Genomic DNA, 19,045 nt, shown 5'->3' with positions numbered 1-19,045 from the left:
GTGGGGCGAAACAGTAGTGGTGAACTGGCAGTTCATTTCCGGCCGCTGCGGGCGGAAACGCTAGCAGACGCACCCTCATCCGCCCCTTCGGGGCACCTTCTCCCGAAGGGAGAAGGGAGTGGCTCGCGGCCGCTGCGGTGCCTCCGGCCATGGCGATTGGCCAGCACCAATCTCGGTGTTCGGCCCGTGCTCGGCTATCATCGTCGGCATGCATGAAGTCAGCCTGATCCCCCGCCAAATCTCGTTCCCGTATCGCGCCACAGCCCTGCTATTGACCGGCGGTGCGGCATGAATGCGATCCGTCCGTTGCCGGAAATCCTGATCAACCAGATCGCCGCCGGCGAAGTGGTTGAGCGTCCCGCCTCGGTGGTCAAGGAGCTGGTCGAGAACGCGCTCGATGCCGGTGCTACCCGTGTCGATATCGACCTGGAGGAGGGCGGTGTACGCCTGATCCGCATCCGCGACAACGGTGGTGGCATCGCCGCCGAGCAGCTGCCACTGGCAGTGTCGCGTCACGCCACCAGCAAGATCGCCAGTCTGGATGACCTGGAATCGGTGGCCACGCTGGGCTTCCGTGGTGAAGCGCTGCCGTCGATTGCATCGGTCAGCCGGTTCACCCTCGCTTCGCGCCGTGCCGATGACGAGCACGGCTCCGCGTTGCAGATCGAGGGTGGCAAGCTCGGTGATGTCACCCCGCGTGCGCATGCGCCCGGTACCACCGTTGAAGTGCGCGAGCTGTTCTACAACGTGCCGGCACGGCGCAAGTTCCTGCGCGCCGAACGCACCGAGCTTGGCCACATCGAGGAGTGGCTGCGTTCACTGGCGTTGGCCCGTCCAGACGTGGAGCTTCGTGTCTCGCACAATGGCAAGCCTTCGCGCCGCTACAAGCCCGGTGATCTGTATTCGGATGCGCGTCTGGGCGAAACCCTGGGCGAGGACTTCGCACGTCAGGCGCTGCGCGTTGATCACAGTGCGGCCGGCCTGCGCCTGCATGGGTGGATTGCGCAGCCGCAGTATTCGCGCGCCAGCGCGGACCAGCAGTACCTCTACGTCAATGGTCGCTCGGTGCGTGATCGCAGCGTCAGCCATGCGGTGAAGATGGCCTACGGCGATGTGCTGTACCACGGCCGGCAGCCGGCTTACGTATTGTTCCTGGAATTGGATCCGACCCGGGTCGACGTCAATGTGCATCCGGCCAAGCACGAAGTGCGCTTCCGTGATTCGCGGTTGATCCATGATTTCGTCTACCGCACCTTGAAGGATGCGCTGGCGGAAACCCGTGCCGGCATGGAGCCAGCCGCAGCGCAGGCACACCCGGCTGACCCACAGGCGCAGCCGGCGCCCGGTTACAGCGCAGCTGGCTACATGCTGTCGCGCCCTGGCGGCAGTGCAGGTGGTGGTGGCAATGGCAACTGGCAGGCTCGGCAGTCGCCGCTGGGCCTGCAGGTGGCAGAAGCGCCCTCGGCATATGCGGCGCTGTACTCATCCGTGAATGGCGATGCGGATCTGCCGCGGCAGATGGATGCTGGTCCATCCCTGCCAGCGACCTCCAATGATGCCGGCGTGCCACCGCTCGGCTACGCGATCGCCCAGTTGCACGGCATCTATATCCTGGCCGAAAACGCCGAAGGCCTGATCGTGGTGGACATGCATGCCGCCCACGAGCGCATCGGCTACGAACGCCTGAAGAACGCGCACGACGGCATCGGCCTGCATGCGCAGCCGTTGCTGGTGCCGATGACCCTGGCGGTGGGCGAGCGTGATGCCGATACCGCCGAGCGTGAAGCGGCCACCTTGGCGGCGCTGGGTTTCGAGGTCACCCGTTCCGGGCCCGGCTCGCTGCATGTGCGCAGCATTCCGGCGCTGCTGGCCAATGCCGAGCCGGAAGGCCTGCTGCGCGATGTGCTCGGCGATCTTCGCGAGCACGGCCAGAGCCGCCGCATCGCCACCGCGCGCGACGAACTGTTGTCGACGATGGCCTGCCACGGTGCGGTGCGCGCCAACCGGCGCCTGACCATTCCGGAAATGAATGCCTTGCTGCGCGATATGGAAATCACCGAGCGCTCCGGGCAATGCAACCACGGCCGCCCGACCTGGGCGCGCTTTTCCTTGACTGAAATTGATCGCTGGTTCCTGCGGGGGCGTTGATGAAACACGTAATGGGGTGTGTGGCATTGCTCGCCACGATGCTGCTCGGTGGCTGTGGCGATGACGCGAGGAACGCAGCGCCGACGGCGAAGGTTGATCCGGCGTTCGCGCATGACAATGAACGCTGGCGCGAGCAACGGCTGACCGAATTGCTGGCTCCGGATGGCTGGACCAGTCTGGTCGGCCTGCATTGGCTGGACCTGAAAGCGCATTACATCGGCAGCGGCAGTACCAGTGGCGTCCGCCTGGCGGCGGGTCCACCGCGCATGGGAATGGTCACGCGCGTAGGTGAGGGATGGTTCTTTACACCGGAGGCAGGTGTCCCGGTGAAGGTGGACGGGCAGGTGGTGAAGGGCCGCATCCCGTTGCACAGTGACCATGCCGATGCGCCGACGCTGATCCATTTCGATGATGACAAGGGCACCTTGAGCCTGATCGAACGTGGGCCGCGTTTCGGGCTGCGGGTGAAGCATGCCGATGCACCTGCACGTGTGGATTTCACCCATCTGGATTACTGGCCGGCGGATCCGAGTTGGCGCATCACCGCGCGGTTCGTGCCGCATGACGTCAACAAGACCATTCCGATTGTCGATATCACTGGGCTGACCAGTGAACTGGCCAATGCCGGGGTGATCGAGTTCGAACGTGACGGACGAACCTGGCGGCTGGAGGCATTGGGTGATGTCGGGCGTCCGCTGCAGGTGATCTTCGCTGACCGTACCAGTGGCCGCGGCAGTTATGCGGCCGGGCGCTACATCGACGTGGATGTGCCGGATGCAGAAAGCCAGGTGGTGATTGACTTCAACCGTGCCTACAACCCACCGTGTGCATTCACCCCGTTTGCGACCTGCCCGTTGCCGCCGCCGGAGAACCGCTTGGACATGGAAGTGACGGCGGGTGAAAAATCCTATGCCAAGCACAAGCAGGAGCCAGCCGCATGAAGTGGATCACGCGTATGGGCATGTTGCTGGCCACCGGCCTGTTGGTTGCAGCACCGTTGTTGGCAAGTGCAGCCACGCCCAAGCCGGCCGCGAAGCAGCCACCGGTACCGCTGCTGTGGAAAGTGAGCGGCGGCCAGGGCAGCGATCTGTATCTGCTGGGTTCCTTCCATCTGCTCAAGGCCGATGACTATCCGTTGTCCGCCGATGTCGACCGCGCGTTCGCAGGAGCGCAGCGCCTGTTGTTCGAGCTGTCGCCGGAGGAAATGAACTCGCCGCAGCTGGCCGCGCAGATGATGCAGGCGGCGCTGCGTCGTGACGGTCGCCAACTCAAGGATGATCTTGATCCGGCCACCTGGCAGCAGCTGGAACGATGGGGGGCGGCCAACAACATGCCGGTCGATCGGCTGGCTGGATTCAAACCCTGGTTCGTCGGCCTGACTATCAGCGTCGCGCAGATGACCCAACAGGGCTTGGACCCGAAGTCCGGATTGGACCGGCATCTGATGGACCGTGCCGCGCAGGCCAACAAGCCGGCTTCCGGGCTTGAAAGCGCGGCATCGCAGATCACCATGCTCGACAGCATGAGCATCGATGAGCAGCGTCAGTTGCTGCGTGAAGCCTTGGAGCAGGTCGACAAGGGCGACGAGCAGAGCCGCCAGCTGCACGATGCCTGGCGCCGTGGCGATGATGTGATGTTGTGGCGGGACATGGCCGCGCAGATGAAGCGCGAGTACCCGGGCCTGTATCAGCGGATCAACGTGGACCGCAACAATGCCTGGCTGCCCAGCCTGCAGCAGTGGTTGCAGCCAGGGCGCGGAAATACGCTGGTGGTAGTCGGTGCACTGCATCTGCTGGGCAGCGATGGCGTGGTCGAGAAGTTGCGCGCGCAGGGCTACAAGGTCGAGCGGATCTGCAGCGCCTGCAAGCGTTGAGTGCGTGGGCTGCTGTAGCTTTTGTAGGAGCGGCGTAAGCCGCGAAGCCGTTGGGTCTGATGCTGCAATAGCTTCGCGGCTTGCGCCGCTCCTACAAAAACAAAGCGCTACAAAGCAAAAGGCCGACGCTTGCGTCGGCCTTTTCGTTGCCCTCAGCGACCGCTGCGGGTCTTGCTTCCGGTGCCGCCCGGCGGCGGATCGGTTGGCTTGCTGGTGCCTGCCGGTGGGCGGGTGCCGCCAAAACCACCGCCCATGTTGCGCTGGAATTCCTGCCACAGCTCCAGGTTGCGCTCGGTGAGCTGGTTCATCATCGCCCACGGCGTTTGCCCGAGCAGGTTGCCCATCTGCTGGCGGAACTGCTGCTGCTGGTCCAGGAACACCTGCATGCTGCGCTCCAGGTAATTGCCCATGAAGCCCTGCAACGAGTCACCGTAGAACCGGATCAACTGGCTCAACAGCTGGGTGGACAGCATCGGCTCGCCGTCCTGCTCCTTGTCCGCAATGATCTGCAGCAGCACCGAACGGGTCAGGTCGTCGCCACTCTTGGCGTCGCGGACCTCGAAATCCTCACCGTCGAGGATCAACTGACGGACGTCTTCGATGGTGATGTAGCTGGAAATCTCGGTGTCGTAGAGCCGGCGATTCGGATACTTCTTGATGATGCGGGTCGCAGCCATTAAGCAGTCACTCGTCACGGTAGGTGCGCAGCATGGCGCAGTGCAGCAGGGCTTGCAACCGCCAAAAGTACAGGTTGCAAGCGTCGGGGAACTCCAGGTTTGTTGCGCAACATGAATCGCCATGTTGTGCAACATGGCGTGGGCGGTCAGCAGCCGGTTGTCACCAGCCCATGTGGTGACCACCATTGATGTCCAGATTCGAGCCGGTGATCCAGCTGGCTTCCTCGGCAACCAGGAAGGCGACCGCGTAGGCGATCTCCTCCGGCTTGCCCAGGCGCCCGGTGGGGATGTCGGCAATGATCTTTGCCCGTACTTCCTCGGGTACGGCCATCACCATGTCGGTGGCCACGTAGCCCGGCGAGATGGTGTTGACGGTAATGCCGAAGCCGGCATTCTCGCGCGCCAGGGAGATGGTGAAGCCATGCATGCCGGCCTTGGCGGCGGCGTAGTTGGCCTGGCCGTACTGGCCCTTGAGGCCGTTGATCGAGCTGATCTGGATCACCCGGCCCCAACCGCGCTTGCGCATGCCTTCGATCACCGGACGGGTGACGTTGAACACCGAGTTGAGGTTGGTGTTGATCACCTCATGCCACTGTTCCGGGCTCATCCGGTGGAAGGTGGTGTCGCGGGTGATGCCGGCGTTGTTGACCAGGATCTCCACCGGTCCCAGTCCGGCTTCCACGGCCTGGATCAGGGCGCGGCCGCTGTCCGGGTGCGCCACGTCGCCTTCGAACAATGCGATGTCATAGCCCTTGCTGCGCATGGTCTGTTGCCACTGCTGCGCCTTTTCGGCGTTGCGGTAGTTGGTGGCGACGCGGTGCCCTTGATCGACCAGGCGTTGGCAGATGGCAGTACCGATGCCGCCGGTACCACCGGTGACCAGTGCGACGCGCGATGTCATGGGCTCAACTCCAGGGCAGATGTGCAGGGCAGTCCCCGATTCTAATGAAACTGCGCTCAACCCGGGGGCTGCAGCGGGGCCAGAAGCGAGGTTTTTTGCAGCCGGGTCGGCTCGAAGGCGGCGGCTGCGTGCCGCAGCGCCTCGGCAACGCTGGTTGCCGCATCCAGGGCAGGCGGCGGCTGGCCCAGTGCCGCCCACAGCCAGCGCAGCACGGGCAGGGGCTGGGCGCTGTCCACGGGGATGGCGGCCTGCGACTTGGACAGCTTCTGTCCGGCACTGTCCAGCAGCAACGGCAGGTGCAGGTAGTGCGGGGTGGGCAGGCACAGCGCCTGCTGCAGCAGTATCTGCCGGGCAGTGGAGTCGATCAGGTCAGCGCCACGCACCACGTGGGTGATGCCCTGCTCGGCGTCGTCCACCACCACGGCCAGCTGATAGGCCCAATAACCATCGGCGCGCAGCAGGACCACGTCGCCGACGTCGCGGTCCACGTCCTGTTGCTGGCGGCCTTGCAGGGCGTCGTCGAAGCTGACGTGGCTGCCGTCGGCCACGCGAAGACGGATTGCCGGTTGCGGGCGCTGCTGGCCGGCGACACAGCGCCGGTGGATGCCACCCTGGCTGGCGAGGTCGGCGCGGCTGCAGTGGCAGGCAAAGGCCTTGCCCTGGTCCAGCAGTTGTTCGACGGCGGCCTGGTAAAGGGCGTTGCGCTGGCTCTGGAACTGCACCGGAAAGTCCGACGTCAGGCCGAACGCGCTGAGCGTGGCCAGCTGTGAATCGACCGCGCCGGGGACTTCACGAGGGGGGTCTACGTCCTCCACGCGCACCAGCCATTGGCCACAGGCATGGCGGGCCAGCAACCAGCTGCCGAAGGCGGCCAGCATGGAGCCCAGGTGCAAAGGACCGGTCGGGGAGGGCGCAAAGCGGCCGCGGTAGGGAATAGCTGGCATCGAAACTGAATCGTCGGTCAGATTAATGCTTGAATTCAAGCTGTCTGCGCCGCAAATTGCCTCTATCTCCAATCCTTATGGATCTGTTTCCCATGTTTACCCGTATCGGGCTGTTTCTTCTGACCAACTTGGCAGTGCTGGCATTGGCCAGCGTCGTCATGTCTCTGCTGGGGACTGACCCCTCGAAGATGAGCGGCTTGCTGGTCATGGCAGCCATCTTTGGCTTCGGTGGCTCGATCATCTCGCTGCTGCTGTCCAAGTTCATGGCCAAGCGCGGCACCGGCGCGGTCGTCATCACCGAGCCGCGCAACCAGACCGAGCGCTGGCTGCTGGACACCGTGGCTCGCCAGGCCAAGGCGGCCGGCATCGGCATGCCGGAAGTGGCGGTGTACGACGCTCCCGAGATCAATGCCTTTGCGACCGGTGCCAACCGCAACAACGCAATGGTGGCGGTGTCCACCGGCCTGCTGCACAACATGAGCGAGGACGAGGCCGAGGCGGTGCTGGGCCATGAAATCGCCCACGTCGCCAATGGCGACATGATCACCATGGCGCTGCTGCAGGGTGTGTTGAACACCTTCGTCATCGTGCTGGCGCGTGTTGTCGGCGGCGTCATCGACAGCGCGCTGTCGGGCAATCGCGAAGGCGGCGGCCGTGGTTTTGCTTACTACATCATCGTGTTCGTGCTGGAGATGGTGTTCGGCCTGTTCGCAACGATGATCGCGATGTGGTTCTCGCGCCGTCGTGAGTTCCGCGCCGACCATGGCGGTGCGTCGCTGGCGGGTCGCCAGAAGATGATCGCCGCACTGGAGCGTTTGAAGCTCAACCACGGCCAGAGCACCCTGCCGACCCAGATCGCGGCATTCGGCATTGCCGGCTCCACTGCCAAGAAGCTGTTCCTGAGCCATCCGCCGCTGGAAGAGCGCATCGCTGCGCTGCGTTCCTCGACGGTGGCCTGAGTTGACGATTGAAGTTGCTGCGGGCAGCAACTGTCCGGGTTCCAGCAAGCTTCGTAGGTGATTGAAGACAACGCCCCGCAAGGGGCGTTGTCTGTTTTGCGGCCACGGCTGCAGTTGTGCCTGCCCTCCAGGCACTGCAGGCAAAGGAGCTTATGGTGCAGGACGCGCAGTATTGGGCAATGGAGTTCTGGAATGGGCTGAGCGTGCTGGACCTGATTGGCGGCTCGTTGCTCGGGGCGGCTCTGGGCCTGGCCTTGGGGGTCGCCGTGTGGGTCGCTCTGGCGCGCAGGGGTTGCCTCGCCCGGCGACGGCGTTGGCATCACTGGCTGATTGGCAGCTATGTGGTGGTGCTGCCGCTGTTGTTTGCCTTCATTGGGTTACAGGTGGGGCTGGTGGCCGGCGGGCAGCGTGCGCTGTACAAGCAGATCGATCACTTCCAGCCACATCTGCAGGCAGCGACCGAGCATTGGCTGGTCGAGTTCGGACGGTCGCTGGATACGCCGGAGTTGGAGGCGATGCTGCGCGATGATGTTTCCGCGCACGAAGCCGCGCGCATGGCCGTGGAGTCCTATCTGGGTGAGCACAGGCTTGCCGATATCAGCATGCTCAGCGGTGAAAGCTTGCCGCAGCGCTGGATGCGCAAGGGCATCGAACAACTGCGCAGCGAAGTGATGCTGCGCTGGGTGGAGGACAGCCTGGTGAAGGAGGTTGGTGGCCGCAGCGGGCTGGACAAAGCCGTGGTCCGCGAGGCGCTGGGCATGCGCATGAGCGAGCTGCTGCATACCAAGGGCGTGATCCGTCTATTGAAGGCGCAGATCAGCTCGATGATGCCGGGTATCTACTTTGGCTTGCTGTTGCCTTTGCTGATCGTGATGGTGCTGGTAGTGCTGGAGATCTGGTTGGCCGCCCGCTATGGCTGGGGCCGGCAGCCTGTGGCTGGTGCGGTGCTTCCTGCGGTGTCGGCCGGCTGATTGGGCCGACGTTGGGGGAGCTGCGTCAGCTGCGAAGCCGGCATTGCTGCGGCGCCGGCGGTTTGTGTCATCTGATGGATTTCCTGCTTCGCGGCTTACGCCGCTCCCACAAGAAAATCGGTGAACAGAGCTTTGCCCACAAAAAATCCGATGCCAGGAGACTGGCATCGGATTTCGGATGATTCACTGCGATGGCAGCTGAATCAGAACTTCGGGTCGAACTCGGCAGCGTAGCCGGTGTTGACGATGACCTTCTGCAGGGCTTCGCACACCTTGATGTTGCCAGCCACGACCTGCTGGGTCTCCGGGCCGCGCGAGTCCATGCGGTCCAGTGGCGCGCCGCGGTAGTTGCAGACCTTGCCACCGGCTTCGCGAACCAGCAGCACGCCGGCAGCGATGTCCCATGCCTTCACGCCAGCCTCGAAGTAGGCGTCGGCGCGGCCGCAGGCCACGTAGGCAAGGTCCAGCGCGGCGGAGCCGGTGCGGCGCACGTCTTCAGCCTGCACCAGCAGGGTGTCGACGGTCTTGAGCTGGGTGCTGGCACGGCTGCGTTCGCGCGGGGCGAAGCCGGTGTGGATCATCGTGCCTTCCAGGTCCTTGCGGTCAGCCACGCGCAGGCGGCGGTCGTTGAGCACGGCGCCATTGCCCTTGGAGGCAGTGAACAGCTCGTTGCGCAGCGGGTCGAAGATCACCGCGTCGGTCGGCTCGCCGTTTTCAACCAGGGCGATGGAGACGCAGTAGTGCGGGAAGCCGCGCAGGTAGTTGCTGGTGCCATCGAGCGGGTCGATCACCCACATCATGCGGTTGACGCCCTGGATGCCGCCTTCCTCACCGAAAATGCCGTATTCCGGGTAGGCGCGCTTGAGTTCCTTGACGATCACCTTCTCAGCGTCGGCATCGACTTCGCTGGCGTAATCCATCCGACCCTTCTGTACCACGTTGAGGGCTTCAAGCTTGTTGATGTTGCGGAGCAGGACGTTGCCGGCGAGGCGGGCGGCCTTGACCATGACGGTTACGGCGGGTTTCTGCATGGCGAAAGGCTCCCGTGAAGGCAGAGATCGGATTGGCGGGGGAAAAGAGCGGGTCCGGCGCATTGACCGGCCGCGCAGTTTACCATCTACAGCTGTCTCGCTCCTGATTTTTTAACGCCATGTCTGTTTCCGCTCATATTCGCTTCGTTCTTGTTGGCACCCAGCACCCCGGCAACATCGGCGCGGCGGCCCGTGCGATGAAGACCATGGGGCTGGCACGGCTGGTCCTGGTGGCCCCGGAAAAGCCCCTGGACGAGGACGCCTTCCGGCGCTCGGCCGGTGCCGAGGACGTGCTCGGCGATGCGCCGGTGTTCGCCAGCCTTGCCGAAGCGGTGGCCGATTGCCGCCTGGTGATGGGCTGTACTGCGCGCGCGCGACGAGTACAGCTGGAGGAGCTGCTGCCTGAAGTGGCCGGCCAACGCGCCGTGGCCAAGGCAGCCGAACCGGCGGAAGTGGCTTTTGTGTTCGGTCGCGAGCGCACCGGTTTGACCAATGAGGAGCTGCAGCTCTGCCATGCCGCCGTGCACATCCCGTCCGATCCCGAGTTCAGCTCGCTGAACCTGGCCGCCGCGGTTCAGGTCCTGGCCTACGAGGTTCGCATGGCGGTGCTGGAAGCGCAGCCCGGCGTGGCAGCGCCGGTAGTGGCTGAGCCTGGCCGGGACGAAGCCCCTGCCAGCCATGCCCAGTTGGAAGGGATGTTCGGCCAGCTGGGCGATACCCTGGACCAGATTGACTTCCACAAGGGTCGCGCCCCGGAATCGGCCATGCGCAAGCTGCGTCGTCTGTTCATGAAGGCCGACCTGTCCGAGCAGGAGGTCAGGCTGATGCGCGGCATCCTGTCCGATGCCCAGCGTATGGCCCGCCTGGCCTCGGCGGACAAAGGCTGAGGACTGCATCACCCTTTGCTAAAAGCGGTACTCTGTGGGGATGGATTAGGGGGTGTCGTTTTGGGTGTCTTGCGATGGCTTTGGGGAGCCGCACTGACACTGGCTGCACTGCAGCCCGTAGCGGTAGCGGCGGTTGATCGTTCGGTATTGGTCTTGGGGCGGATCAGCGATGATCCGAAGTCGCATTACGACCAACTCAAGCCGCTGCTGGATTATGTTGTGCCGCGCATGCGTGACGTCGGGATCGTCGAAGGACGCATCCTGATGGCCAAGGACGCGCAGCAGATGGGCAGCTATCTGCGGCGTGGCCGGGTCGATTGGGTCACCGAGACTTCCGGCACGGCGATGGCGCTAGGCCAGCGGGCGGGCGCCAAGCCCTTGCTGCTGACCGAGCGCAATGGCGTGGGCGCGTATCACAGCGTGTTCTTCGTGCGCCGCGATAGCCCTATCGCGACACTGGAGGGTTTGCGCGGGCGCACCCTGGCAATGCAGAGCGCGCTGTCCACCAGTGCCTACCTGGTGCCGGCCATGGAACTGCTCGACCACGACCTGCAGCCTGAAATCCTGCTGGACCCGCGCGACACCCCGGTCGAGGATTCGGTGGGGTACGTGTTCGTGCGCACGGAATTGAACATCTCCACCTATGTACACAAGCGGGTGGTGGATGCCGGGGTGATCAGCAGCATCGACTGGAGTGACGACCAGGCCATGCCGCCAGCCTTCCGCCAGGACATGCGGGTGCTGTACCGCAGCGAGCCGATCCCGCGTGCAGTGGAAATGGTGCGCGCCGACCTCGATCCGGCGGTGCGTGATCGCCTGCAGCAGGTGTTGCTGCAGGCCAGTAGCGACCCGGTGGCCGGGCCGGCGCTGGCCAAGTTTTTTGGTACCACGGGCTTTCACCCCGTCGATCCGGACAACCTGCGCGCGCTGGAGCGTCTGCGCCGTGGTCTGGTCCGTATCCGGATGGAGGTGGAATGAGCACGCCTCGTTTTGGATTGCAGGCCCGCTTCCTGGCCGCCAGTGCCGTGGTGCTGCTGGTGGTGGTGGCGATTGTCGGACTGATGCTGGTGCGCCAGGCTGCCGCCCAGCGCGAGGCCTTGCGCAACAGTGGCGAGGTGCTGAGCCAGGTGTTCGACCAGGGCGTGCGTGAGCGTGGTACCGCCCTGGCCAATGCCTTGGCCGACACGCTGATAAATCCGCTTTACTACGCCGATTTTGCTGCCATCGGTGCGGCAGTGCGCAATACCGCACGGCAGAAATCGGTCAGCTACGTGCTGGTGTACGACCCGGATGGTCGGCTGATCCACGACGGTTCGTTCGATGTGGCCGGCTATGGCCAGCCGATGAATGATCCGTTGGCCAAGGCGGCGGTGCGTTCGCGCAAGTCGCTGGTACAAGAGTCGCCGTCGATACTCGAGGTGGATGTGCCGCTGGCGATTGGTGACCAGCCGCTGGGCGGGTTGCGCGTGGGCATGAATCTGGCGCCGGTGCGTGCCCAGGAGGCCAAGTCCATGCAGGCCCTGGAGCAGCGCATGCGCGAGACGCAGCGACGGGAGCTGGGTTGGGCCTTGGGCCTGATGCTGCTGTTGCTCGGTTTTGTCTGCGTGATGGCGTTCTACGTGCAGTACACGCTGGTGCGGCCGATCCGCTGGCTGGGCGCGGCGGCGCAGCGTATCGAGCGCGGCGATTACCTGATCGAGGCGCAGGCGACCCGACGCGGCGACGAGGTCGGGGAGTTGCTGCGCACCTTCGACCGCATGAGCCAGAGCATCGCCCGGCACGATCGTGACGTGCGCCAGATGGCCTATACCGATGCACTCACCGGCTTGACCAATCGGCTCGCTTTCCGTGAAGCCCTGGATCACCGATTACTGCGTGCGCAGGCGGCCGGGCGCGGGTTGGCGCTGCTGTTCATTGATATCGATGAGTTCAAGCGGGTCAATGACACGCTGGGGCATGAGGCCGGTGACGATGCCCTGCTGCAGTTTGCGCAGCACATCTCCAGCGCCGTTGAGCAGATTGGTGGTGACGACGCCTTGCTGGCCCGGTTCGGCGGTGACGAGTTCGTCATCCTGATCAGCCAGGGCCAAAGCAGCGCCGCCGAGATCGCCAAGCAGCTGGCTGAGCGGCTGGTGATCGATCTGGGCAAGCCGTTGCAGGTGCAGCAGCGCGAGATATTCCTCGGTAGTTCGATTGGTATCACCCTGTTCCCCGAGGATGCAGGTGATGCCACCGCGCTGCTGAAGAACGGCGATATCGCCATGTACCAGGCCAAGTTGGCCGGCAAGAACTGTTTCCGCTACTACAGCCTGGCCATGGACCATGCGGTGGAGCGGCGTCTGCATCTGGAGCAGGAGCTGCGCGGGGCCTGGGAACGCAACGAGCTGCGCCTGGTTTACCAGCCGATCTTCCGTACCCGTGATCGCATGCTGTGTGGGGTGGAAGTGCTGCTGCGCTGGGACCACCCGGCGCTGGGGGCGATTCCGCCTTCGATGTTCATCGATGTGGCCGAGCAGAGCGGTCTGATCCAGATAATCGGCCCCAAGGTGCTGCGCGCGGCCTGTGAGCAGGCCCAGCGGTGGCCGCGCAATTCGCTGGGCGAGGAGTTGTTCATTTCGGTCAATGTCTCGCCCAAGCAACTGCGTAACGGTGACCTGCTGCAGGAGGTCGAAAGCAGCCTGCTCGGATCGGGGCTGGCGGCCGCGCGGCTGCATCTGGAACTGACCGAAACCGCGGTGATCGGCGATGAGATGCTGGCGGTGTCCCTGTTGGAAAAGCTGCACCGGGCCGGGGTGAAGGTGTGGCTGGACGACTTCGGCACCGGCTTCTCCGGGCTCAGCCACCTGCGCCAGGTGCCGGTGGACGGGGTCAAGATCGACCGCAGCTTTGTTGTCGACATGGAGCGTGATCCCGACGATCTGGCCTTGACCACGGCCATCATCGCCATGGCCCACGCGCTGGGCATTACCGTGGTGGCCGAGGGGGTGGAGCAGGAAGCACAGTTCGAGCTGCTCAGCCAGCGTGGCTGCGATCTGGTCCAGGGTTACTGGCTGGGCCGGCCGCTGGAGGCGGCTGGCCTGGTGAGCCTGCTGGAACGCGGTGCGATGGCGGCGGTGCGCTGACCTGGCCGCCTGGTTGGCCCGCGGAAACCCGGCCGCTCTGTCTCAGAGCGGCCGCTTGCTGGTGTCGCCGGCGATCTCGCGCACCAGCTTGGGCACCAGATAGCCGGACAGCCGCGCCATCAACGCGGCGTGCAGGGCCAGCGCCTGCTCGTCGCTGACCTCGAAATGGGCCGCGCCTTGTACCTTGTCCAGCTGGTACAGGTAGTAAGGCATCACGCCGGCGGCAAAGCTGCGCTCACTCAATGCTGCCAGTGCGTCCAGGTCGTCGTTGACGCCGCGTAGCAATACCGCCTGGTTGAGCAGTTGGGCGCCGGTAGCGCGGATGCGGGCCAGGGCGGCATCCACCTGGGCGTCGAATTCATTGGCATGGTTGGCGTGCAGTACGAAGGCCACCGGCCAGGGCAGGCTGGCCAGCCATTGCACCAGGCCATCGTCCACGCGCTCGGGCAGGACCACCGGCAGGCGGCTGTGGATGCGCAGGCGTTTGATGTGCGTGATGGCGGCCAGGGCATCGGTCAGCTCGGCCAGCTTGGAGGTGTTCAGTGACAGCGGGTCGCCGCCGGAAAGGATGACCTCGTCGATGCCCGGGTCGGCCGCGATCGCCGCCACCGCCTCGCGCCAGCCGCCCTTGGCGGCGTTCTCGCCGGCATAGTCGAAGTGGCGGCGGAAGCAGTAACGGCAGTTGATCGCGCAGCTGCCGGTGGTCACCAGCAGGGCGCGGCCGCGATACTTCTGGATCACGCCGGTGGCTTTCTTGGCCGCACCGTCGCCGACGGCGTCGAAGCTGAACCCGGGTACGATCCGCATCTCGTCGGTGATCGGCAGCACCTGTCGCAGCAGGGGGTCGGCCGGGTCGCCATGGCGCATGCGGGCGACAAAGCTGCGCGGCACCCGCAACGCGAACTGCGCCAGCGCCTCGGCCGAAACCCCGACCGCTTCGGCATCCAGTCCCAGCACGGCCAGCAGCTCCGCCGGATCGCGGATGGCCTGGCGCCAGTGCGCCTGCCAGCGGTCGTCGGGCAGGGTCAGGATGGCTTTTTCTGGAGTGAGGACGGGGGCTGCGGTTATCATTGGCGGTCAGAAAAACAGATGGCCCACCAGACGGCGGGCGTTCCATTCTAATCCGGCCGCCCGCAACACGCGGCGGTTTTGCCAATTCAGGAGTTTCAGCATGGCCAGTTACGGCATGAACGACGTAAAGAACGGGATGAAGATCCTGGTCAACAACCAACCGGCTGTCATCATCGACACCGAATACGTCAAGCCGGGCAAGGGCCAGGCCTTCACCCGCGTGAAGTACCGCCTGATCAAGGACGGCCGTACCCAGGAAGTGACCATGAAGTCGACCGATTCGCTGGATGCAGCGGACGTGGTCGATACCGACATGAACTTCATGTACAGCGATGGCGAGTACTGGCACTTCATGGATCCGGAATCCTTCGAGCAGGTGCAGGCTGACAAGGCCGGCATGAACGGCGCCGAGAAGTGGCTCAAGGGCGAAGAGTCCTGCGTGGTGACCCTGTGGAACGGCACCCCGATCGACGTGACCCCGCCGAACTTCGTCGAGCTGAAGATCGTCGAGACCGATCCGGGCGTGCGCGGTGACACCTCGGGCGGCGGCGGCAAGCCGGCCACCCTGGAGTCGGGCGCCGTGGTGCGCGTGCCGCTGTTCGTCAACCAGGATGAAATCATCCGCGTTGATACGCGTTCGGGCGAATACTCGGCTCGCGTCAAGTAAGCAATACGATGCAGGCGCCGCCACCCATCACCCCGCAGCCGCGCGCTGCCGGTGCTGGGGGTGCGGCGCCTGTTCGCATCCGGCATTTGCCGGACCAGGCAACAGAAAGGTGATGACCGTGAGTGAAGTGCAACCCCAGCAATGCGATCTGTTGATCGAAGCCGGTTACGTGGTGCCGGTAGAGCCGCATGCAGTGGTGCTTGAGGACCATGCGGTAGCGGTCAGCAACGGCGTCATCGTCGCGGTGCTGCCGCGTGCCGAGGCCCGCGCGCGTTTCAGCGCCAGGCAGGTCGTATCGCGCCCGGAAGCGGCGCTGATCCCGGGCCTGGTCAATGCCCACACCCATAACCCGATGACGCTGCTGCGCGGCGTTGCCGACGACTTGCCGCTGATGACCTGGTTGCGCGAGCACATCTGGCCGGTGGAAGCGGCGGTGATCGGGCCGGAATTCGTTGCCGACGGCACCACCCTGGCCATCGCCGAGATGCTGCGCGGTGGCACCACCTGCGCCAACGAGAACTACTTCTTCGCCGACGTGCAGGCAGCTGTCTACAAGAAGCATGGCTTCCGTGCGCTGGTGGGCTCGGTGATCATCGACTTCCCCAGCGCCTGGGCCAAGACCGACGACGAGTATTTCGCCCGCGCCACCGAGCTGCACGATACCTGGCGCGACGATGCGCTGATCGGCACCGCCTTCGCGCCGCATGCGCCGTATACGGTGAGCGATGCCAATTTCGAGCGGGTGCGGATGCTGTCCGACCAGCTCGACAGCCGCGTTCACCTGCACACGCATGAGACCGCACAGGAAATCACCGATTCCATCGCCCTGCACGGGCAGCGTCCGCTGGCGCGACTGGATCGCCTTGGCCTGGTCAATGAGCGCCTGATCGCGGTGCATATGACCCAGCTCACCGAGGCCGAAATCCACCTGTGCGGCGAGCGCGGTGTCAGCGTGGTGCATTGCCCGGAGTCCAACCTGAAGCTGGCCTCGGGTTTCTGCCCGGCCTGCGCGCTGGTCAAGGCCGGCGTCAATCTGGCGATCGGCACCGACGGCTGCGCCAGCAACAACGACCTGGACATGTTCAGCGAGAACCGCACCGCGGCCATCCTCGCCAAGGCCGTGGCCAATGACGCCACCGCCCTGGACGCGGCGACCACGTTGCGTGCGTCAACGCTGGGCGGCGCACGTGCGCTGGGCTTCGGTGACCGCATCGGCTCGATCGAAGTCGGCAAGCAGGCCGATCTGGCCTGCGTGGACCTGTCCGCGCTGGAGACCCAGCCGCTGCACCATGTGCTGTCACAGCTGGTGTATGCCGCTGGCCGTCACCAGGTCAGCGACGTGTGGATCGCCGGCAAGCCCAAGCTGGTCCAGCGCCAGCTGGTTGACATGGACATTGCCGCGATCACAGCCAATGCGCGCCAGTGGCGCGACCGCATCCGTACCATCCGCGCCTGACCGCGCAACCGGCCGCCCCACGCGGCCGCACGAGGAAACCGATATGAGCGCAGCTTCCACTTCCACCAATTTCGATCAGGCCGAACTGGACAAGTTCGCCGCGTTGGCCACCCGCTGGTGGGACGCTGACGGCCCGCAGAAGCCGCTGCATGCACTGAATCCGGTGCGCCTGAAGTATGTGGCTGATCGCGCGCCCCTGCGTGGCGCCAAGGTGCTGGATATCGGCTGCGGCGGCGGCCTGCTCAGCGAAGCGCTGGCAAAGGAAGGCGCACAGGTGACCGCCATTGATCTGGCCCCGGAACTGGTCAAGGTCGCGCGCTTGCACGGTCTGGAATCCGGCGTCAGCGTTGATTACCGGGTGCAGGCTGCTGAGGATCTGGCCGCAGAACAGCCGGGCAGCTACGATGTGGTGACCTGCATGGAAATGCTGGAGCACGTGCCGGACCCGGGCGCGATCATCGCTGCCTGTCATCGTCTGCTGCGTCCGGGTGGCAAGCTGTTCCTGTCCACCATCAACCGCACCCCGGCGGCGTTTGCGGTGGCCATTGTCGGCGCCGAGTACATCGCCCGATTGCTGCCCAAGGGCACGCATCACTATCAGGAATTCATCAAGCCGGCCGAGCTGGGCGCATGGCTGCGCGCTGCTGATTTCTCGCTGCAGGACGTCAGCGGCATGGCCTACGAGCCGTGGCGCAACCGTGCCCGCCTGAGCAGCCGCACCGACATCAACTACCTGGCCTACGCGGTCAAGCCGGAACAGGCATGAGCGCGGGCAGATTCCCGACAGCGGTGCTGTTCGATCTGGACGGCACCTTGCTGGACAGCGCGCCGGACTTCGTCGTCACCGCCAACCGCATGCTGCAGGCACGCGGCATGGACGAGGTGACGCTGGAGCAGCTGCGGCCGGCGGTATCCAAGGGCGCGCGGGCGATGCTGACGGTCGCCTTCCCGCACATGGCCGATGCCGAACGGCACGCGCTGGTGCCGGAGTTCCTTGAGATCTACGAGGCGCTGATCGGCCAGTACGCGACGCTGTTCGATGGCGTCGAAACGATGCTGAAGGCGCTGGAAGAGGCAGGCACCACCTGGGGCATCGTGACCAACAAGCCGGAGTACCTGGCGCGCCTGATCCTGCCGCAGCTGGGCTGGGAGCAGCGCTGTGCAGTGCTGGTCGGTGGCGACACCCTGGCCGAGCGCAAGCCGCACCCGTTGCCGCTGGAGGTGGCTGCGCAGCGGATCAATACCGCCGCCGGGGCCTGCGTCTATGTCGGCGACGACGAGCGCGACATCATCGCTGCGCGCGCCGCGGGCATGCCGTCGGTGGCCGTGTTGTGGGGTTACCGTCCCGAAGGGGATGACCCGTCGACGTGGCAGGCCGACAGTATTTGTGAACTACCGCAGGAACTTTGGCAGCCAGCCGCATGGCCAGCTACCCAACCGGCTTCGGCCTGATTCAACAACGAGGTTTGATGTGAGCAGTGCGCTGGACAGCTTCCTGGACAAGTGGCGTGAGCGTTGGCCGGAATGGGCCTTCGTGGAGCGCTTTGTCGATGAGGCCGATCGTGAGCGCAGCGTGGCCTGGTTCGCGCTGTTGCAGGAATTCGATGACATCTTGAACGCCAGTGGCGACACCACGCCGCAGGACGCCAAGCTGGCCTGGTGGGGCGAGGAGCTGCGCAGCTGGGAGGTGCAGCGTTCGCGGCATCCGCTGGGCCGCGTGCTGGAGCCGGTGCGTGCACCGTGGGCACAGTTGGCCGATGCCTTGCCGAGCTTGATCGACGCGCGTGATCCTGTGGCCGATGCCGCGCAGGCGCGCAAGGGGTTGGCGCAGTACGCCGCGGCGGCGGCGGCGGTGGAGGCGGCGATGTTTGGTAGCAAGCCGTCACCGTCTGCTGCCGAGGCGTTGACCACGCAGATGCTGGCGCTGCGCGTGCAGGAACAGGCGGCTTCGGTGCCGCAGGCCTTCAGCAATGAAATGGAATGGGACAAGGCCCTGCAGGCGGCTTGGCCGTCGCGCGTTGCCGGCCCACGTCCACGTCGCGTCTATGCCGTGCTGGCGCGTGGCCGCCAGCAGGCGCGCATTCGCGGCGGTGAGTACCAGCCGAGCCCGGCGGGCCTGCTGTGGCGCAGCTGGTGGGCTGCGCGGGGCTGAGGCGGTGGGGCCGAGTTTGCCGGAGTCGCTCCCTTCTCCCGTTTACGGGAGAAGGTGCCCGAAGGGCGGATGAGGGCAGCTTTGCGCTGTTGATCCATCAGCTTCGCGGCTTAGGCTTCACCTGTAGTGGGGGGGGGGGGGGGGGGGGGGGGGGGGGGGGGGGGCGGGGGGGCGGCCGGCCCGGGG

The 19,045-nt window shown here is 65.1% G+C and carries 19 protein-coding genes; 14 read left to right on the top strand and 5 right to left on the bottom strand.

What is annotated here, in order from left to right:
* Positions 1-118 precede the first annotated feature (118 nt).
* The 4 genes from QMX78_RS03980 to QMX78_RS03965 are packed head-to-tail and all read left to right on the top strand — an operon-like array spanning position 119 to position 4,021.
* On the top strand, positions 119-292 hold the full coding sequence (locus tag QMX78_RS03980; protein ID WP_282266764.1) for a hypothetical protein: 174 nt from the start codon (positions 119-121) through the stop codon (positions 290-292).
* Positions 289-2,148 carry a DNA mismatch repair endonuclease MutL gene (gene mutL / locus QMX78_RS03975; RefSeq protein WP_282266762.1) on the top strand — a complete coding sequence of 620 codons (1,860 nt, stop codon included), beginning with the start codon at positions 289-291 and terminating at the stop codon, positions 2,146-2,148. The genes QMX78_RS03980 and mutL overlap by 4 nt, the downstream gene beginning before the upstream one ends.
* Positions 2,148-3,089 (top strand): DUF1684 domain-containing protein, encoded by a 942-nt coding sequence (locus tag QMX78_RS03970; protein ID WP_282266761.1) that lies wholly within the window; start codon positions 2,148-2,150, stop codon positions 3,087-3,089. Before mutL ends, QMX78_RS03970 begins: the two co-directional genes overlap by 1 nt.
* Positions 3,086-4,021 (top strand): TraB/GumN family protein, encoded by a 936-nt coding sequence (locus QMX78_RS03965; RefSeq protein ID WP_282266760.1) that lies wholly within the window; start codon positions 3,086-3,088, stop codon positions 4,019-4,021. The genes QMX78_RS03970 and QMX78_RS03965 overlap by 4 nt, the downstream gene beginning before the upstream one ends.
* 152 nt (positions 4,022-4,173) lie before the next feature.
* Here QMX78_RS03965 and phaR read toward each other — a convergent pair whose 3' ends face one another.
* The 3 genes from phaR to gluQRS form a co-directional block, all read right to left on the bottom strand.
* On the bottom strand, positions 4,174-4,698 hold the full coding sequence (phaR, locus tag QMX78_RS03960) for a polyhydroxyalkanoate synthesis repressor PhaR (protein WP_282266758.1): 525 nt from the start codon (positions 4,696-4,698) through the stop codon (positions 4,174-4,176).
* A 160-nt stretch (positions 4,699-4,858) separates the two neighbouring features.
* A complete protein-coding gene (locus tag QMX78_RS03955; RefSeq protein ID WP_282266756.1) occupies positions 4,859-5,599 on the bottom strand; it encodes a beta-ketoacyl-ACP reductase in 741 nt (246 codons plus the stop codon).
* Between the two features lie 56 nt (positions 5,600-5,655).
* Positions 5,656-6,543, bottom strand: a complete 888-nt coding sequence (gluQRS, locus tag QMX78_RS03950) for a tRNA glutamyl-Q(34) synthetase GluQRS (RefSeq protein ID WP_282266795.1) — start codon at positions 6,541-6,543, stop codon at positions 5,656-5,658.
* Positions 6,544-6,635: 92 nt separating this feature from the next.
* Between gluQRS and htpX the strand changes: the two genes are divergently transcribed.
* Together htpX and QMX78_RS03940 are read left to right on the top strand one after the other, a co-directional pair.
* Entirely contained in the window at positions 6,636-7,502 is an 867-nt protein-coding gene (gene htpX / locus QMX78_RS03945) for a protease HtpX (RefSeq protein ID WP_282266753.1), read from the top strand.
* A gap of 155 nt (positions 7,503-7,657) precedes the next feature.
* Positions 7,658-8,473, top strand: a complete 816-nt coding sequence (locus QMX78_RS03940; RefSeq protein WP_282266751.1) for a hypothetical protein — start codon at positions 7,658-7,660, stop codon at positions 8,471-8,473.
* Positions 8,474-8,676: 203 nt separating this feature from the next.
* Here QMX78_RS03940 and QMX78_RS03935 read toward each other — a convergent pair whose 3' ends face one another.
* Positions 8,677-9,504, bottom strand: coding sequence for an inositol monophosphatase family protein (locus QMX78_RS03935; protein WP_282266749.1), 828 nt, complete (start codon positions 9,502-9,504; stop codon positions 8,677-8,679).
* A gap of 119 nt (positions 9,505-9,623) precedes the next feature.
* On the opposite strand from QMX78_RS03935, the gene QMX78_RS03930 reads away from it, so the two are divergent.
* The 3 genes from QMX78_RS03930 to QMX78_RS03920 all read left to right on the top strand — a co-directional run bounded on the left by QMX78_RS03930 (position 9,624) and on the right by QMX78_RS03920 (position 13,513).
* Positions 9,624-10,391, top strand: a complete 768-nt coding sequence (locus QMX78_RS03930) for an RNA methyltransferase (protein ID WP_282266745.1) — start codon at positions 9,624-9,626, stop codon at positions 10,389-10,391.
* 93 nt (positions 10,392-10,484) lie between these two features.
* Entirely contained in the window at positions 10,485-11,369 is an 885-nt protein-coding gene (locus tag QMX78_RS03925; protein WP_282266793.1) for a phosphate/phosphite/phosphonate ABC transporter substrate-binding protein, read from the top strand.
* A complete protein-coding gene (locus tag QMX78_RS03920; RefSeq protein ID WP_282266743.1) occupies positions 11,366-13,513 on the top strand; it encodes an EAL domain-containing protein in 2,148 nt (715 codons plus the stop codon). The genes QMX78_RS03925 and QMX78_RS03920 overlap by 4 nt, the downstream gene beginning before the upstream one ends.
* Before the next feature lie 42 nt (positions 13,514-13,555).
* Here QMX78_RS03920 and epmB read toward each other — a convergent pair whose 3' ends face one another.
* Complete coding sequence (gene epmB, locus QMX78_RS03915; RefSeq protein WP_282266741.1) at positions 13,556-14,584, bottom strand: EF-P beta-lysylation protein EpmB; 1,029 nt, start codon at positions 14,582-14,584, stop codon at positions 13,556-13,558.
* A gap of 100 nt (positions 14,585-14,684) precedes the next feature.
* On the opposite strand from epmB, the gene efp reads away from it, so the two are divergent.
* The 5 genes from efp to QMX78_RS03890 all read left to right on the top strand — a co-directional run bounded on the left by efp (position 14,685) and on the right by QMX78_RS03890 (position 18,859).
* Positions 14,685-15,251, top strand: a complete 567-nt coding sequence (gene efp, locus QMX78_RS03910) for an elongation factor P (protein WP_282266739.1) — start codon at positions 14,685-14,687, stop codon at positions 15,249-15,251.
* A gap of 112 nt (positions 15,252-15,363) precedes the next feature.
* Complete coding sequence (locus QMX78_RS03905; protein ID WP_343239165.1) at positions 15,364-16,707, top strand: TRZ/ATZ family hydrolase; 1,344 nt, start codon at positions 15,364-15,366, stop codon at positions 16,705-16,707.
* A 43-nt stretch (positions 16,708-16,750) separates the two neighbouring features.
* Positions 16,751-17,473: a bifunctional 2-polyprenyl-6-hydroxyphenol methylase/3-demethylubiquinol 3-O-methyltransferase UbiG gene (gene ubiG / locus QMX78_RS03900; protein WP_282266737.1), complete on the top strand. Its 723-nt coding sequence runs from the start codon at positions 16,751-16,753 to the stop codon at positions 17,471-17,473.
* The gene (locus QMX78_RS03895; protein WP_282266735.1) at positions 17,470-18,159 is read left to right on the top strand and encodes a phosphoglycolate phosphatase; all 690 of its coding nucleotides are present in this window, start codon (positions 17,470-17,472) and stop codon (positions 18,157-18,159) included. The genes ubiG and QMX78_RS03895 overlap by 4 nt, the downstream gene beginning before the upstream one ends.
* Before the next feature lie 19 nt (positions 18,160-18,178).
* Complete coding sequence (locus QMX78_RS03890; RefSeq protein ID WP_282266733.1) at positions 18,179-18,859, top strand: phytoene/squalene synthase family protein; 681 nt, start codon at positions 18,179-18,181, stop codon at positions 18,857-18,859.
* The last annotated feature ends 186 nt before the right edge of the window (positions 18,860-19,045 follow it).

This window comes from Stenotrophomonas sp. PS02298, from assembly GCF_029959445.1.
Classification (GTDB): Bacteria; Pseudomonadota; Gammaproteobacteria; order Xanthomonadales; family Xanthomonadaceae; genus Stenotrophomonas.
Note: the sequence above shows the minus strand (reverse complement) of the source record. Positions and strands in the feature narration are given on the sequence as shown.

Excerpts from the sequence above, each read along its gene's own strand:
- QMX78_RS03905 (WP_343239165.1), top strand. The coding sequence starts at position 15,364 with ATGACCGTGAGTGAAGTGCAACCCCAGCAATGCGATCTGTTGATCGAA.
- QMX78_RS03930 (WP_282266745.1), top strand. The coding sequence starts at position 9,624 with ATGTCTGTTTCCGCTCATATTCGCTTCGTTCTTGTTGGCACCCAGCAC.
- QMX78_RS03955 (WP_282266756.1), bottom strand. The coding sequence starts at position 5,599 with ATGACATCGCGCGTCGCACTGGTCACCGGTGGTACCGGCGGCATCGGT.
- mutL (WP_282266762.1), top strand. The coding sequence starts at position 289 with ATGAATGCGATCCGTCCGTTGCCGGAAATCCTGATCAACCAGATCGCC.
- ubiG (WP_282266737.1), top strand. The coding sequence starts at position 16,751 with ATGAGCGCAGCTTCCACTTCCACCAATTTCGATCAGGCCGAACTGGAC.
- phaR (WP_282266758.1), bottom strand. The coding sequence starts at position 4,698 with ATGGCTGCGACCCGCATCATCAAGAAGTATCCGAATCGCCGGCTCTAC.
- QMX78_RS03920 (WP_282266743.1), top strand. The coding sequence starts at position 11,366 with ATGAGCACGCCTCGTTTTGGATTGCAGGCCCGCTTCCTGGCCGCCAGT.
- QMX78_RS03935 (WP_282266749.1), bottom strand. The coding sequence starts at position 9,504 with ATGCAGAAACCCGCCGTAACCGTCATGGTCAAGGCCGCCCGCCTCGCC.
- efp (WP_282266739.1), top strand. The coding sequence starts at position 14,685 with ATGGCCAGTTACGGCATGAACGACGTAAAGAACGGGATGAAGATCCTG.
- QMX78_RS03970 (WP_282266761.1), top strand. The coding sequence starts at position 2,148 with ATGAAACACGTAATGGGGTGTGTGGCATTGCTCGCCACGATGCTGCTC.
- QMX78_RS03965 (WP_282266760.1), top strand. The coding sequence starts at position 3,086 with ATGAAGTGGATCACGCGTATGGGCATGTTGCTGGCCACCGGCCTGTTG.
- QMX78_RS03895 (WP_282266735.1), top strand. The coding sequence starts at position 17,470 with ATGAGCGCGGGCAGATTCCCGACAGCGGTGCTGTTCGATCTGGACGGC.
- epmB (WP_282266741.1), bottom strand. The coding sequence starts at position 14,584 with ATGATAACCGCAGCCCCCGTCCTCACTCCAGAAAAAGCCATCCTGACC.
- gluQRS (WP_282266795.1), bottom strand. The coding sequence starts at position 6,543 with ATGCCAGCTATTCCCTACCGCGGCCGCTTTGCGCCCTCCCCGACCGGT.
- htpX (WP_282266753.1), top strand. The coding sequence starts at position 6,636 with ATGTTTACCCGTATCGGGCTGTTTCTTCTGACCAACTTGGCAGTGCTG.